The organism is Pleomorphomonas carboxyditropha, assembly GCF_002770725.1.
Classification (GTDB): Bacteria; Pseudomonadota; Alphaproteobacteria; order Rhizobiales; family Pleomorphomonadaceae; genus Pleomorphomonas; species Pleomorphomonas carboxyditropha.
This window is the reverse complement of sequence record NZ_NQVN01000006.1, coordinates 1-14,992: the sequence shown is the minus strand read 5'-3', so window position 1 is coordinate 14,992 and position 14,992 is coordinate 1. Positions and strand designations below refer to the sequence as shown.

At 65.6% G+C, this 14,992-nt stretch carries 9 protein-coding genes and 1 pseudogene; 5 read left to right on the top strand and 5 right to left on the bottom strand.

What is annotated here, in order from left to right:
- The first annotated feature begins 39 nt into the window (after positions 1-39).
- The 5 genes from CJ014_RS11240 (at position 40) to CJ014_RS11220 (ending at position 7,850) form a co-directional block, all read left to right on the top strand.
- Positions 40-1,050, top strand: a complete 1,011-nt coding sequence (locus tag CJ014_RS11240) for an ABC transporter permease (protein ID WP_100080582.1) — start codon at positions 40-42, stop codon at positions 1,048-1,050.
- Positions 1,050-2,177 (top strand): ABC transporter permease, encoded by a 1,128-nt coding sequence (locus CJ014_RS11235; RefSeq protein WP_100080581.1) that lies wholly within the window; start codon positions 1,050-1,052, stop codon positions 2,175-2,177. The genes CJ014_RS11240 and CJ014_RS11235 overlap by 1 nt, the downstream gene beginning before the upstream one ends.
- 12 nt (positions 2,178-2,189) lie before the next feature.
- A complete protein-coding gene (locus CJ014_RS11230) occupies positions 2,190-3,854 on the top strand; it encodes an ABC transporter ATP-binding protein (RefSeq protein WP_100080580.1) in 1,665 nt (554 codons plus the stop codon).
- 183 nt (positions 3,855-4,037) lie between these two features.
- On the top strand, positions 4,038-5,393 hold the full coding sequence (melA, locus tag CJ014_RS11225) for an alpha-glucosidase/alpha-galactosidase (RefSeq protein WP_100080579.1): 1,356 nt from the start codon (positions 4,038-4,040) through the stop codon (positions 5,391-5,393).
- A gap of 387 nt (positions 5,394-5,780) precedes the next feature.
- Positions 5,781-7,850: an elongation factor G gene (locus tag CJ014_RS11220; RefSeq protein WP_100080578.1), complete on the top strand. Its 2,070-nt coding sequence runs from the start codon at positions 5,781-5,783 to the stop codon at positions 7,848-7,850.
- A 533-nt stretch (positions 7,851-8,383) separates the two neighbouring features.
- On the opposite strand, the gene pflA is transcribed toward CJ014_RS11220, so the two are convergent.
- The 5 genes and pseudogenes from pflA to CJ014_RS11190 form a co-directional block, all read right to left on the bottom strand.
- Entirely contained in the window at positions 8,384-9,202 is an 819-nt protein-coding gene (pflA, locus tag CJ014_RS11210) for a pyruvate formate-lyase-activating protein (RefSeq protein WP_100080577.1), read from the bottom strand.
- Complete coding sequence (gene pflB, locus CJ014_RS11205) at positions 9,186-11,471, bottom strand: formate C-acetyltransferase (protein WP_100080576.1); 2,286 nt, start codon at positions 11,469-11,471, stop codon at positions 9,186-9,188. Before pflB ends, pflA begins: the two co-directional genes overlap by 17 nt.
- Positions 11,472-12,032: 561 nt before the next feature.
- The gene (locus tag CJ014_RS11200) at positions 12,033-12,944 is read right to left on the bottom strand and encodes a formate/nitrite transporter family protein (RefSeq protein WP_100080575.1); all 912 of its coding nucleotides are present in this window, start codon (positions 12,942-12,944) and stop codon (positions 12,033-12,035) included.
- A gap of 223 nt (positions 12,945-13,167) precedes the next feature.
- Positions 13,168-14,631 (bottom strand): pyruvate kinase, encoded by a 1,464-nt coding sequence (gene pyk / locus CJ014_RS11195; protein WP_100080574.1) that lies wholly within the window; start codon positions 14,629-14,631, stop codon positions 13,168-13,170.
- 235 nt (positions 14,632-14,866) lie between these two features.
- A pseudogene (locus CJ014_RS11190) lies at positions 14,867-14,992 on the bottom strand (glyceraldehyde-3-phosphate dehydrogenase); the annotation flags it as partial.

Below are 14,992 nucleotides of genomic sequence, written 5' to 3'. Positions count from 1 at the left end.
CTTCAAATCCACGACAAAGAGTCAGGAAGTCTCAGACCGATGTTGCGATTCTTGGCTATCCGCATCGCCTCGGCGATCCCGGTGCTCTTCATCCTCAGCGTCGTCACCTTCGCCATCATCCAGGCGCCGCCGGGCGACTACAGCGACTTCATCCGCTCGCAGCTCATCAACCAGGGCGGCGCGTCCTTCGAGGAAGCCGACGCCCAGGCCAAGGCCTATGCCGCCGCCCACGGCCTCGACAAGCCGATCCCGGTGCAATACGTCAACTGGATCGTCGGCATGGTCACCGAGGGCGATTTCGGCCGCAGCTTCTTCTACAACCGGCCGGTGGCCGACGTGGTCGCCGAGCGCCTGCCGCGCACGCTGCTGCTGGCATTGACCTGCCACCTGCTGGCTTCGCTGATCGGCATATCCTTCGGCATCATCGCGGCGACCAAGCAGTATTCCTGGATCGACAGCCTGCTGTCCTTCATCTCCTTCCTGGGTATGACGGTGCCGCGCTTCCTGATGGCGCTGGTCATCGTCTACATCCTGGTGTTCCATTTCAACGTCAACGAGATCAACAGCTTCTTCTCGCCGAAATACGGCGGCGCGCCCTGGTCGTGGGACAAGTTCGTCAATCTCGTGCAGCACGTCTGGCCGGTGGTCGCCATCGCCACCTTCGGCGGCCTCGCCTACAACATGCGGGTGATGCGCGGCAACCTGCTCGATACGCTCAACGCCCAGTATGTCGAGACGGCGCGCGCCAAGGGCCTGTCCGAGGGCGCCGTGATCCTGCGCCACGCCGTTCCCAATGCGCTGCATCCGCTGGTCATGTATCAGGGCGTGGTGTTGCCCTACATGCTGACCGGCGAGATCGAGACGGCCATCATCTTCGCCCTGCCGACCGTCGGCCCGGCCATCGTCGGCTCGATGAGCGTCGGCGACGTCTACGTCACCGCCACCTTCATGCTGGTGCTGTCGGCGACGCTGATCGTCGGCAACATCATCGCCGACATCCTGCTTGCCCTTCTCGACCCCCGCATCCGTCTCGGCGGAGGAGCCAACTGATGCTTGTTCCTGGCGAAACCACCCTGAACGGCGCCGGCGAGATCGTCGAGAAGCACGGCAGCGAAAGCTACATCGCCCTGGTCTGGCGGCGCCTCAAGCGCTCCTGGACCGGCATGGCCGGCCTGGTCATGGTCGTCCTGCTGATCCTCGTCGCCCTGTTCGCCGACTTCCTGTCGCCGGTCGACCCGAAGTTCACCGACATCGCCTATTCGCAGCCGGAGACGATTTCCTTCACCGACAAGGACGGCGGCTGGACGCTTGCCCCCCGCGTCTATCCGATGGTCGAGGGCGCCGAGCTCGACCCGATCACCTACCAGCCGCTGATGGGGCCGGACTACGACAATCCCCGCCGGCTCGGCCTGTTCGTCAAGGGCGCGCCCTACCGGCTGCTGTGGCTGATCCCGGCCGAGCGGCACCTGTTCGGCGCCGTCGACGGCAAGCCGGTGCACTTCCTCGGCACCGACAAGTTCGGCCGCGACGTGCTGTCCCGCGCCCTCTACGGATCGCGCATCTCGCTGATGATCGCCCTGACCGTGGTGTCGATCGTCACGGTGGTCGGCACCACGGTCGGCATGGTCTCCGGCTATTTCGGCGGCCGCTTCGACGTCTGGATGCAGCGCTTCGTCGAGCTGGTGCTGGCCTTCCCGCAACTGCCGCTCTATCTCGCGCTCACCTCACTGATCCCGGTGACGGCGGCGACCTCGGTGTTCCTCGCCTTCGTCATCTTCGTGATGTCGGCGCTCGGCTGGGCGCAACTTTCCCGCGAAGTGCGCGGCAAGACGCTGGCGCTCGCCCGCATCGACTACGTGCGGGCGGCGATCGCCATCGGCGCCCGCGACCGGCGCATCATCTTCCAGCATATCTTCCCCAACGTCATGAGCCACGTCATCGTCGCCGTGACGCTGGCTATCCCCAACGTGGTGCTGCTCGAAAGCTTCCTCGGCTTCCTCGGCTTCGCGGTGAAGCCACCGCTGATCTCCTGGGGCCTGATGCTGCAGGACACCTCCAACTACTCGGCCATCGGCTCCTATCCCTGGATCCTGACGCCCGTGGCCTTCGTCTTCGTGACCGTCTTCGCCTTCAACGCGCTCGGCGACGGCCTGCGCGACGCCATCGATCCCTATTGAGGAAGCCGCCCCATGGAAAGAGACGAAAACCTCGCTCCGGACGTCCGGCTCGATCATGGCAGCCGCACGGGAGAGCCGATCATCGACTGCCGCGACGTCGCCGTCCGCTTCAAGGTGGAGGACGGCGAGGTGGAGGCGGTGCGCGGCGTGTCGATGCAGCTCTATCGCGGCGAAACCATCGCCGTGGTGGGCGAAAGCGGCTCCGGCAAATCGGTGACCGCGCGCACCATCATGGGCCTCCTGTCGAAGCGCGCCCGCGTGGCGCCGGGCGCCAGCATCCGCTTCGACGGCGACGACGTGCTGAAGTGGTCGCCGCACCGCCGGCGCATGCTGCGCGGCAGCCGCATCTCCATGATCTTCCAGGAGCCGCTGTCCTCGCTGAACCCGGTCTACTCGATCGGCGCGCAGATCGTCGAGGCGATCCGCATTCACCAGAAGCTGACGAAGGCCAAGGCGCGTGAAAAGGCGATCGACCTGTTGCGCGAGGTGCGCATTCCCGATCCGGAGGCGCGCATCAACCAGTATCCGCACCAGCTTTCCGGCGGCCAGCGCCAGCGGGTGATGATCGCCATGGCGCTCGCCAACAATCCCGACGTGCTGATCGCCGACGAGCCGACCACCGCGCTCGACGTGACGGTGCAGGCGCAGATCCTCCAGCTCATCCGCGACCTGCAGCAGCGCCACGGCATGGCGGTGATCCTGATCACCCACGATCTGACGGTGGTGCGCAAGTTCTCCGACTACGTCTACGTGATGCAGAAGGGCGAGGTGAAGGAGCACAACACCACCGAGGCGCTGTTCGGCAACCCGCGGCACCCCTATACCCGCCACCTTCTCGGATCGGAGCCGCGCGGCCACGCCAACCCGCTGCCGGCGGAATCGCCGGTGATCCTCGAGGGCAGGGACGTCCGCGTCGCCTTCATGCTGAAGAAGGGCGGCTTCTTCAACGCCGAGTTCCATGAACTGGTCGCCGTCGACAATCTCAGCCTGACGCTGCGCCGCCACGAGACGCTGGGCATCGTCGGCGAGAGCGGCTCCGGCAAGACCACCTTCGGCCAGGCGCTGATCCGCCTCTCCAATCCCGACGGCGGCGAGATCTGGTTCGACGGCAAGCCGATCCACGGCAGGAGCCGCGAGGAATTGAGGCCGCTGCGATCGCGCATGCAGGTGGTGTTCCAGGACCCGTTCTCCTCGCTCAACCCGCGCATGTCGGTCTGCCAGATCATCGAGGAAGGGCTGATCGTCAACGGCATCGGCGCCAACCACGCCGAACGGCTCGACCGGGTGCGCGACGCGCTGACGGCGGCCGGCCTGCCGACCAACATCCTCTCCCGCTTCCCGCACGAGTTCTCCGGCGGCCAGCGCCAGCGCATCGCCATCGCCCGCGCCATCGCGCTCGAACCGGAGTTCATCCTGCTCGACGAGCCGACGTCGGCGCTCGACCTCTCGGTGCAGGCGCAGATCATCGACCTGTTGCGCAAGCTGCAGGACGAGCGCGGGCTCAGCTATCTGTTCATCTCCCACGACCTCAAGGTGGTCCGGGCGCTCTGCCACCGCGTCATCGTCATGCAGCACGGGCGGATCGTCGAGGAAGGCCCGGTCGAGGAAGTGCTGTTCAAGCCGAAGACCGACTACACCGAAAAGCTGGTGAAGGCGGCCTTCGAGGTGGCCGCGTAGGCGGCGGAAATCCGGGCTCCGCTTCGCTTTTCTGAAGAGGCGCGGCGGAGGCCGAACAGGCCCGGAGCGGCTGGGAAAACGCCGCTTCCGGTGCCTGGAAGCGAGAAAACATCAGAGCTGTCCGAGGACGGGCCGGCGGCGCCGGCTCGCAGCGGAAACCTGTTTGCCTGGAGAAGAGCGAAAATGGCGGCCAATCCCAAGATCACCTTCATCGGTGCCGGCTCGACGGTGTTCATGAAGAACATCATCGGCGACGTGTTGCACCGGCCGGCGCTGAAGGGCGCCACCATCGCCCTGATGGACCTCAACGAGAAGCGCCTCGCCGAGAGCGAGATGGTCGTCGGCCGTCTCCTCAAGCTGCTTGACGCGCCGGCGAAGATCGAGACCTACACCGACCGCCGCAAGGCGCTCGAGGGGGCCGATTTCGTCGTCGTCGCCTTCCAGATCGGTGGCTATAAGCCCTCGACCGTTATCGACTTCGATATTCCGAAGAAATACGGCCTGCGCCAGACCATCGCCGACACGCTGGGCGTCGGCGGCATCATGCGCGGTGTCCGCACCGTGCCGCACCTCTGGGCCATCTGCGCCGACATGATGGAAGTTTGTCCGAACGCCGTGCTGCTGCAATACGTCAACCCGATGGCCATCAACACCTGGGCGATCTCGGCCAAATATCCCAAGATACGGCAGGTCGGCCTCTGCCACTCGGTGCAGCATACCGCCGAGGAGCTGGCCCGCGACCTCGAGATTCCGGTATCGGAAATCCGCTACCGGGCGGCCGGCATCAACCATATGGCCTTCTATCTGAAGTTCGAGCACCGGCAGGCCGACGGCAGCTACCGCAACCTCTATCCCGATCTGGTTCGCGGCTACCGCGAGGGCCGCTATCCCAAGCCGTCGAGCTGGAATCCGCGCTGCCCCAACAAGGTGCGCTACGAGATGCTGACGCGGCTCGGCTATTTCGTCACCGAGAGTTCCGAGCATTTCGCCGAATATACGCCCTGGTTCATCAAGGAGGGCCGCGACGACCTGATCGACAAGTTCGGCATCCCGCTCGACGAGTATCCCAAGCGCTGCGTCGAGCAGATCGCCCGCTGGGAGAAGGATCTTGAGGACCTGAAGGCTTCCGACACCGTCGAGGTGAAGGAGAGTCACGAGTACGCCTCTGAGATCATCAACTCGGTGTGGACCGGCGAGCCGTCGGTGATCTACGGCAACGTCCGCAACAACGGCTGCATCACCTCGCTGCCCGACGACTGCGCCGCCGAGGTGCCATGCCTGGTCGACGCCTCCGGCGTCCAGCCGACCTACATCGGCGATCTGCCGCCGCAGCTTACCGCGCTGATCCGCACCAACGTCAACGTCCAGGAATTGACGGTGGCGGCGCTGATGACCGAGAACCGCGAACATCTCTACCACGCGGCGATGATGGACCCGCACACGGCGGCCGAGCTCGATCTCGACCAGATCTGGTCGCTGGTCGACGACCTTTGCCGCGCCCATGGCGACATGCTGCCGAAATGGGCCCGTCTCGGCTGAGGCGGCAGGCCGGCCGAAGCGGGCGAGTGCCTGCTTTGGAGGGCTCTTTCCGGCGCCCGTTTCCTTCCTCCCGAAGCGAGCGCCGGCTCCGGCGGCGCGGGGCGCCGGCAGCGTGGGCCGCCGCCCCGCGCCGGCGTTTCTCGCCGCCGTGGCCGCTTTCGACGGGACGGTCCGGCTCGCCCGGCCGTGCCTTCATCCCTTAGTCGGGTTCGCAGCCGGCTGTCGCTTGCCCGTATTGCCAAGCCCTGAAAACGGGCACATTCTCGGCTTGTCGGCCCCTGGGAAAGGGTATCCGATCCGAGTGAAATGCGGTCCGCGGTCCCGGCAATCGGGGGCTGCGGAATTGGACAGGTGAGAACATAACAGAAACAGTTGTGGAGGTCAGCCATGTCAGAACAGACCGGAACATCCGCCAACGGCAGAGCAGCCGGCCCCCGTTGCGTTGCCATCGTGGGGCCTCACGGCAGCGGCAAGACGACGCTTCTCGAGGCGATCCTCGAGCGGACGGGGGCAATTCCGAAGGCCGGCAACGTGGCGGCGGGCAGCAGTGTCGGCGACCGCTCCAAGGAAGCGCGTGCCCATGGCATGGGCATCGATCTCAACGCCGCCGACGCCGAGTTTCTCGGCGACCGCTACACCTTCCTCGACTGCCCGGGCTTCGTCGAGTTCGCTTTCGAGATGCAGCCGGTGCTCGCCGTCGCCGACGTGGCGGTCGTGGTCTGCGAGGCTGACGAGAAGAAGATCCCGGCGTTGCAACTGGTGCTGAGGCAGCTCGAAGCGGCGGGCGTTCCGCACATGCTGTTCGTCAACAAGATCGACAAGGCCGACGCGACGCTGCGCGACACGCTGAAGCTGATGCAGTCGGCGTCGACGACGCCGCTGGTGCTGCGCCAGATCCCGATCTGGAAGGACGGCATCACCATCGGCACCATCGAGCTGGCCCTCGAGCGGGCGCTCGTCTACCGCGAGCATGCCGAAAGCCAGGAAGTTCCCATCCCCTCCGATCATCAGGCCGACGAACTGGCCGCCCGCTACGAGATGCTGGAGCGCCTCGCCGACTACGATGACGACCTGATGGAAGAATTGCTGTCCGACGTCGCCCCCGACCGCAGCCAGATCTTCCAGGACCTGCGCAAGGAAATGCGCTCCGGCCAGATCACGCCGGTGTTCATCGGCTCGGCCGAGCGCGGCAACGGCATCACCCGCCTTCTGAAGGCGCTGCGCCACGACGGCGCCGGCATCGAGGAAACGCGCGCCCGCCTGGGCCTTGCCGCCGGCAGCGACGCTATCGTTCAGGTGGCCAAGACCGTCCAGACCTCGCATGCCGGCAAGCTGTCCATCGTCCGCGTGCTCTCGGGCAAGTTGACCGACGGTTTGCCCCTCACCGCCGCCGACGGCGCCACCGGCCGCATATCCGGTCTCTATGCGCTGGGAACGGGAACGCCGTCGAAGATAGCCGAGGCGGTGTCCGGCGCCGTGGTCGGCATCGGCAAGGTCGATCCCGCCGAGACCGGCCTGACGCTTTCCTCCGCCAAGACGCCGCCCAGGGAGCTGGCGCCGCTCGTGCCGCCGCCGCCGGTGATCTCGATGGTGGTGGCGTCGAAGGAGGCCAAGGACGACGTCAAGCTGTCGACCGCGCTCGGCCGCCTCGCCGAGGAAGATCCGTCGCTGGTGGTGGTCCAGGATGCCGACACGGCCGAAACGCGCATCGAGGGGCAGGGGGAAATGCACCTTCGCGTGCAGCTCGAACGCCTGCAGAACCGGTTCGGCGTCGCCGTGGTGACGCGCGACCCGGTCATTCCCTATCGCGAGACCATCAAGTCGTCGACGACGGTGCGCGGCCGCCACAAGAAGCAGTCGGGCGGCCATGGCCAGTTCGGCGATTGCGTGCTGACCATCGAGCCGCAGGAACGCGGCAAGGGCTTCGCCTTCGCCGAGGTGGTGACCGGCGGCGCGGTGCCGAAGAACTTCTTCCCGGCCATCGAGGAGGGCATCGTCGACAGCCTGAAGCGCGGCGCGCTCGGCTTCCCGCTGGTCGACGTCAAGGTGACGCTGTCGGACGGCTCGTTCCATCCGGTCGACAGCTCCGACATGGCGTTCAAGACGGCGGCCGGCATCGGCATGCGCGAGGGCCTGCCGCAATGCTCGCCGGTGCTGCTGGAGCCGATCCTCAAGGTGAAGTTCTACGGGCCGAGCGAGTTCACCGCCCGCATCAACCAGATCGTCACCGGTCGCCGCGGCCAGCTTCTCGGCTTCGATGCCCGCGACGGCTGGCAGGGCTGGGATGTGACCGAAGCGCTGCTCCCGCAGGCCGAGATGGGCATGCTGATCGTCGAGCTGCGGTCGGCGACGGCCGGCGTCGGCACCTTCGAGGCGACGTTCGACCATCTTCAGGAGATCACCGGCCCGGTGGCGCAGAAGGTGGTCGACAAGCGCAAGACCGAACTCGCCGCGTGAGGGAGGGCGGTTGGCAACGGGGGCGCTTCGGCGCCCCCGGTTGCATACGATCTTCGTGAGGGCATGACGGCAAGCGGAGCGTCGGAGGGCATCTGGGAAACGCGGAGACCGTATGATGGAGAATATTCGCCCCATCCGCACCGACGAGGACCTAGAGCAATTTCAGCAAAAGTGGGAACCGGTTTTGCGTCCGAAATTGCGCCTAATCAAAGAGATAGAGCATTTCCGGCGAACCTGTTCTCGCCGGAAATGCTCTAGCCTGGGCACTCAAGGAGGTCAGCGTCTATTTCGACACTCCGCCGGCGCCGGGAACGGCCGATGCCGATCGCTTCGACGTGCTCTCGGACCTGATCGAAGCCTATGAGAACCGCCATCATGCCATCGAGGTGACCGCACCGGAAAAATCCCGCTGACCAGTCGTATATCTCTCTCTCCAGCTCCCCCTTGTGGGGGAGAGTTGGAAGAGGGGTAAAAAAGAAGCCCGGAACCGTCGCCGGTGCCGGGCTATCTTGATCGACTGAAAACCGATCGCCTCAGTGCGCGTTGAGCCCCTCGCTCCGGAAGATCGTGCGCACCTGCTCGACCAGTTCACGCGACGGCGGCTCGGTGTCGGCCAGCTTGTATTCGCGGCCGCATTCCTTCCACTTGAACTCGCCGAGCTTGTGGAACGGCAGGATGTCGACGCGCTCGACCACGCCGAGGCTGGCGGCGAAGGCGGCAAGGCCGGCGATCTCGTCGAGCTTGTCGGTGAGGCCGGGCACCAGCACGTAGCGCAGCCAGATCTTCTTGCCGAGCGCCGACAGGCGCTTGGCGAAGTCGAGCGTCGGCTGCAGCTCGACGCCGGTCACCTCGCGATAGGTCTCCTCGGTGAAGGCCTTGATGTCGAGCAGCACCAGGTCGATGTCCTCGAGCATCTCGTCGGAGACGCGCTTGCCGAGGTAGCCGGAGGTGTCGAGCGCCGTATGCAGGCCCATCGCCTTGGCGGCGTGGAAGATTTCGGCGGTGAATTCCACCTGGGTCAGCGGCTCGCCGCCGGTGATGGTGATGCCGCCCTTGGCGCGCTTCAGAAAGTTGGAATAGCTGGCGATCTCGGCCACTATGTCGCGTACCGAGGTCTCCTTGCCCTTGCGCATGTGCCAGGTGTCGGGGTTGTGGCAGTACTGGCAGCGAAGCGGACAGCCGGAGACGAACAGCACATAGCGGATGCCCGGTCCGTCGACCGCGCCGCCGGCTTCCTTCGAGTGGACGAAGCCATGGGCCACCGGCCGGCGGGCAGGGTGCCCGCCGTCGGCATGAAAGCCCGGGACGCGCGGGGCGTCCCGGAAGGCGAGGATGTTAGTTTGCTGCGCCATGGAAGGTCCGGCTGATGACGTCGAGCTGCTGCTCGCGCGTCAGCTTGATGAAGTTCACCGCGTAGCCCGACACGCGGATGGTCAGCTGCGGATAGAGCTCGGGATGCTCCATGGCGTCGACCAGCGTCTCGCGGTCGAACACGTTGACGTTGATGTGGTGGCCGCCCTGTAGGAAGTAGCCGCTGAGCAGGCTGTCGAGGTTGTCCACCCGGTCCTCGCCGGTCGAGCCGAGAGCCGACGGCACGATCGAGAAGGTGTAGCTGATGCCGTCCTGCGCATGGGCGTAGGGGAGCTTGGCCACCGAGGCCATGGAGGCGACGGCGCCGTTCTTGTCGCGGCCGTGCATCGGGTTGGCGCCCGGCGCGAAGGGCACGCCGGCCTTGCGGCCGTCGGGGGTGTTGCCGGTCTTCTTGCCGTAGACGACGTTGGAGGTGATGGTCAGGATCGACTGCGTCGGCATGGCGTTGCGATAGGTCTTGTGCTTGCGGATGCAGCCCATGAACGTCTCGGTCAGCCAGACGGCGATCTCGTCGACCCGGTCGTCGTTGTTGCCGAAGGCCGGATAGTCGCCGTCGATCTCGAAGTCGGTGGCAAGGCCCCGCTCGTCGCGGATGATCTTCACCTTGGCGTGCTTGATGGCGCTGAGGCTGTCGGCGGCGACCGACAGGCCGGCGATGCCGCAGGCCATGGTCCTGAGGATGTCGCGGTCGTGCAGCGCCATCTCGATCCGCTCGTACATGTACTTGTCGTGCATGTAGTGGATGGAGTTGAGCGCGTTGACGTAGACCCGGGCGAGCCACTCCATCATCGGCAGCAGCTTGGCCTTGACGTCCTCGAACTCGAGGACATCGCCGACCACCGGGGCGAGGGCCGGACCGACCTGGGCGCCGCTCTTCTCGTCGCGGCCGCCGTTGATCGCGTAGAGCAGCGTCTTGGCGAGGTTGGCGCGGGCGCCGAAGAACTGCATCTGCTTGCCGATGCGCATGGCGGAGACGCAGCAGGCGATGCCGTAGTCGTCGCCCCAGTAGGGCCGCATCAGGTCGTCGTTCTCGTACTGGATCGACGAGGTCCTGATGGAGGTCTCGGCGCAGAAGTCGCGGAAGCCCTTCGGCAGGTGCTCCGACCACAGCACGGTGAGGTTCGGCTCGGGGGCCGGGCCGAGGGTGTTCAGCGTGTTCAGCATGCGGAACGACGACTTGGTCACCAGCGGGCGGCCGTCGATGGCCATGCCGCCGAGGGATTCGGTCACCCAGGTCGGGTCGCCCGAGAACAGCTGGTCGTATTCCGGCGTCCTCAGGAAGCGGACGATCCTGAGCTTCATGACGAAGTGGTCGAACAGCTCCTGCGCCTCGGCTTCGCTGAGCTCGCCTTCGGCGATGTCGCGCTGGATGAAGATGTCGAGGAAGCTGGAGACGCGGCCGAGCGACATGGCGGCGCCGTTGGCTTCCTTCACCGCGGCGAGATAGGCCAGATAGGTCCACTGCACCGCCTCGCGGCCGTTGGCGGCCGGGCGGGTGAGGTCGAAGCCGTAGATCTCGCCGAGCTTGACGAGTTCCTTCAGCGCCTTGATCTGCTCGGCGGTCTCTTCGCGGGCGCGCAGAATGTCCTCGTCGATGGTCGCCAGCTCGAAGCTCTTGAGCTGGGCCTGCTTGTCCTCGATCAGCCGGTTGACGCCGTAGAGGGCGACCCGGCGATAGTCGCCGATGATGCGGCCGCGGCCGTAGGCGTCCGGCAGGCCAGTGATGATGCCCGACTTGCGGCAGGCCAGCATCTCGGGGGTGTAGACGTCGAAGACCGCGTCGTTGTGGGTCTTGCGCAGCTTGGGGAACACCTTGTCGAGCGAGGTGTCGGCCTTGAAGCCGTAGGCCTCGAGGCCGTTCTTGACCATGCGGTAGCCGCCGAACGGCATGATGGCGCGCTTCAGCGGCGCGTCGGTCTGCAGGCCGACGATCTGCTCGAGGTCCTCGGCGATATAGCCGGCCCGGTGCGAGGTGATGGAGGAGGGGGTGGACACGTCGACGTCCAGCACGCCGCCCTTGTCGCGCTCGGCCTTGAGCTGAACCTTCAGCTTCTCCCAGAGGTCGGCGGTGCGGGGCGTGATGCCGGCCAGGAAGCCGGCGTCGCCCTCGTAAGGCGTTACGTTGGCGATGATGAAGCTGCGGACGTCGATCTCGCGCGTCCAGCTTCCCGGAAGAAAGCCGCGCCAGGGGTCCTGGGCGGAGAGCTCCGTATCGACGGTATCGAACGGTTCGCGCGCATAGACATTCATGGCTTTCTCTCCAGTTTTGTCACCAGCTCGATGGCCGGAAAGTTATGCGTCCGAGAACGTATAACATAATTCACTTACGTAGTCCTGCGAAATCACAGTGATTTGCAAGCGCTTCGCAACCTTCATGTAATATATGAGTTCAAAGGTTAAGTAAGTAATCCTGCGCTATTGCCTGGCTTCTCGGCCGGCCTTGCACCCATCGATCATCAGCCCGTTGCAATACGCATACCCGTCCTGATTGTGGAACAGGGGGCATGCTTCGTTTCGGTGTTCTCTCGCCAAAAAGGCGGAGAGAAAATTGAAACCTTTTAGAAAATCGCCAAATAGTGCGATTTTTAAAAACATGAATGAAAACAGCCTATTTTATGGCATTGAGAATGCGTCGCAACAGTATCGCCGCCGTTCTTTATTCCCGTTAGCCGGTCTTGCCGCGACAACCATAAAGAGAGGGGCCCGCCAGGGCCCCTGTCCATCGTGTCGGGTGTTTCGCCTGAGCCATGCAGACCCGCGAAGCTGCGTTGCACTGCATGCAGCGCCGGTCGGCCGAACAATTCCAAACGGTTATCCGTTCCGGGAAGGTCTGCCCTGCATTCGACGCGGTTCTTCCGCCGGCAGCGGCGTCAGACCGCCCAACGCCTTGCGGTAGACGAGCCAGTAGATGCCGCCGACGAATCCGGCGCCGCCGACGATGTTGCCGAGCGTGGCGGGCACGATGTTGTGAACGATCGCACCAAGGGTCAGCACCGACACGTCGACGCCCTCGGGAACATGGCCGGTCTGAACCAGTATCCAGGCGTAGGGCAGGATGAACATGTTGGCGACGCAGTGTTCGAAGCCGGCGGCGATGAAGGCGGTGACCGGCAGCACCATGCCGAACAGCTTGTCGGTCACCGAGCGGCCGGCGTAGCTCAGCCAGACGGCAAGGCAGACCAGGATGTTGCAGAGCACGCCCTTGAAGAAGATGGTCACGGCATCCGGCGCCACCTTGCCGGCGGCGAGCTTGATCAGGCCGTTGCCGAAGCCGTCGTTGTTGAGCGCCGACGTGTGCGCCATGTAGACGAGGAAGACGAGGCCGAGCGCGCCCAGAAGGTTGCCGAGCCAGATGATCGTCCAGTTGCGCAGCACTTCGCCGGTGCGGAGCTGGCGGTTGGCCCAGGCCATGATGATCAGGCAGTTGCCGGTGAACAGCTCGGCGCCGCCGATCATCACCAGCGCCAGGCCAAGGGTGAAGACGAGGCCGCCGAGCAGGCGCTGGGCGGCGAAGCCGAGCGCCGGATCGGCGAGCACGATACCGAAGAACAGCGCGCCGAGGCCGATCGAGCCGCCGGCCACCACCGCCAGCGCCCCGCTGGCCAGCGCCGGCATGCGCGCCTTCTTGATGCCGAGCTTTTCGACCTTGTCCTGAATTTCGGCCGGCGCATAGGCGTCGAGGCCAAGGAGGCTATTGGCCTGTCCGGGTGCGGTGTCCGCCATTTGAAGTATCTCCGGTTCAACTTATGTCGGCGCCAGCGATACCGGCTGACGTGCAAATGTAAAGAGGAGATAATACGCAGCTTTCGGCATGCAAAAGCCTGCCGGCCGGTCGACCCACGGATCGCCGGAAAGGGCGGCGCCTTCCGCGCACCGCCGCGCGCGAAAGTGGCCACTTGCAATGTGTCTTGTCTGCCGCTGCGCCGGCGAGGACGAAGGGGCGCGTTCAGAACGCCGCTTCGCCGACCGTGACGATGCGCAGCAGGTTGGTCGAACCCGGCACGCCTTCGCCGGCGGTCACCACCAGCGTGTCGCCGAGCTTGGCAATGCCGAGGTCGCGGGCCAGCGCGACACCGCTGTTCACCTTGTCCTGGAACCGGCGGAACGGCGGGCTCGGGATCACCAGCACGCCGTAGGCGAGCATCAGCTTGCGCGTCTTGATGAGGTCCGGCGTCATGCAGAGCACCGGCACGCCCGGCCGCTCGCGGGTGACGCGCAGCGTCGTCGAGCCGGTGGCGGTGAAGGTGACGATCGCCTTGGCGTTGAGAGCGCCGGCGATCTGCTTGGCGGCGTGGGTAATGGCGTCCGACGACGTCTCGGCTCCGAACGGCAGGCGCTGCGCCTCGATGATCTGGCGGTAGAGCGGGTCATGCTCGACGCGCTGGGCAATGCTGTCCATGATGGCGACGGCGGCGACCGGATAGGCGCCGGCTGCCGTTTCGGCGGACAGCATCACCGCGTCGGCGCCGTCGAACACGGCGGTGGCGACGTCGGAGGCCTCGGCGCGGGTCGGCGCCGGGTTGGTGACCATCGATTCCAGCATCTGGGTGGCGACGATCACCGGCTTGCCGGCCTGGCGCGCCTCGCGGACGATGCGCTTCTGCAGCGTCGGCACGTCCTCCGGACGCATCTCGACGCCGAGATCGCCGCGCGCCACCATCACGCCGTCGGCGAGGTCGATAATGGCGCTCAGGCTGTCGATCGCCTGCGGTTTCTCGATCTTGGCCAGCAGCGCCGCCCGATCGCCGATCAGGCCGCGCGCCTCCACGAGATCCTCCGGCCGCTGGACGAAGGACAGCGCCACCCAGTCCACGCCGAGGTCGAGGGCGAAGGCGAGGTCGGCGCGATCCTTGGGCGTCAGGGCGGACAGCGGCAGCACCACGTCGGGCACGTTGACGCCCTTGCGGTTGGACAGCACGCGGCCGCTGACCACCGTGGTGACGGCATGGTCGCTGGCGCAGCTTTCCACGTGCAGGCGGACGCGGCCGTCGTCCAGCAGCACGTCGGTATTGGGCTTGAGCGCCGCGAAGATTTCCGGATGCGGCAGGCCGACGCGCGTCGTGTCGCCGGGCTCGGTGGACAGATCGAGCCGGAAGGTTTGCCCCTCGACGAGGTCGATCGGACCGTCGGCAAAGGTGGAAATGCGCAGCTTCGGGCCTTGCAGGTCGGCCATCACGGCGATCGGCCGGCCGGTCTCGTCCTCGACCTGCCGCAGCATGTCGAAGCGGGCGCGGTGCTCCTCGTGCGTGCCGTGGCTGAAGTTGAGGCGGAACACGTCGGCGCCGGCCGCGACCAGCTCGCGGATCACCTCGATGGTGCCGGAAGCGGGGCCGAGAGTGGCGACCACCTTGGTCTGGCGCCGGCGGATCTTGGGATTGCTGCCCGTTCGCGAGGATGCCGGCGCGCTCATGTCTGCTCCTTGACGTCTGTGACCGAGAATCGTCCGGCCGGGAAATTCCTTCGGGTTTGGCCCTTAAGGAAAACTCCTCGCCAGCGTTGCCTTCGTATACACACAAGGTCGCGGGGAGGGAAAGGGGCGCTTCCATCGCGCCTTCGCAATACAGCCGTGCGAACGTCCCCCACCGGAAAAAAAAGACCCCGCCTTGACGGGCGGGGCCGGTGGATGTTCGGACGGTCCGTCCGTCTCAGAGGGTCTTGCCGATGGCGACGGCGGTGTCGGCCATGCGGTTGGAGAAGCCCCACTCGTTGTCGTACCAGGAGAGGATGCGGACGAGCGAGCCGTCCATCACCTTGGTCTGGTCGAGGTGGAA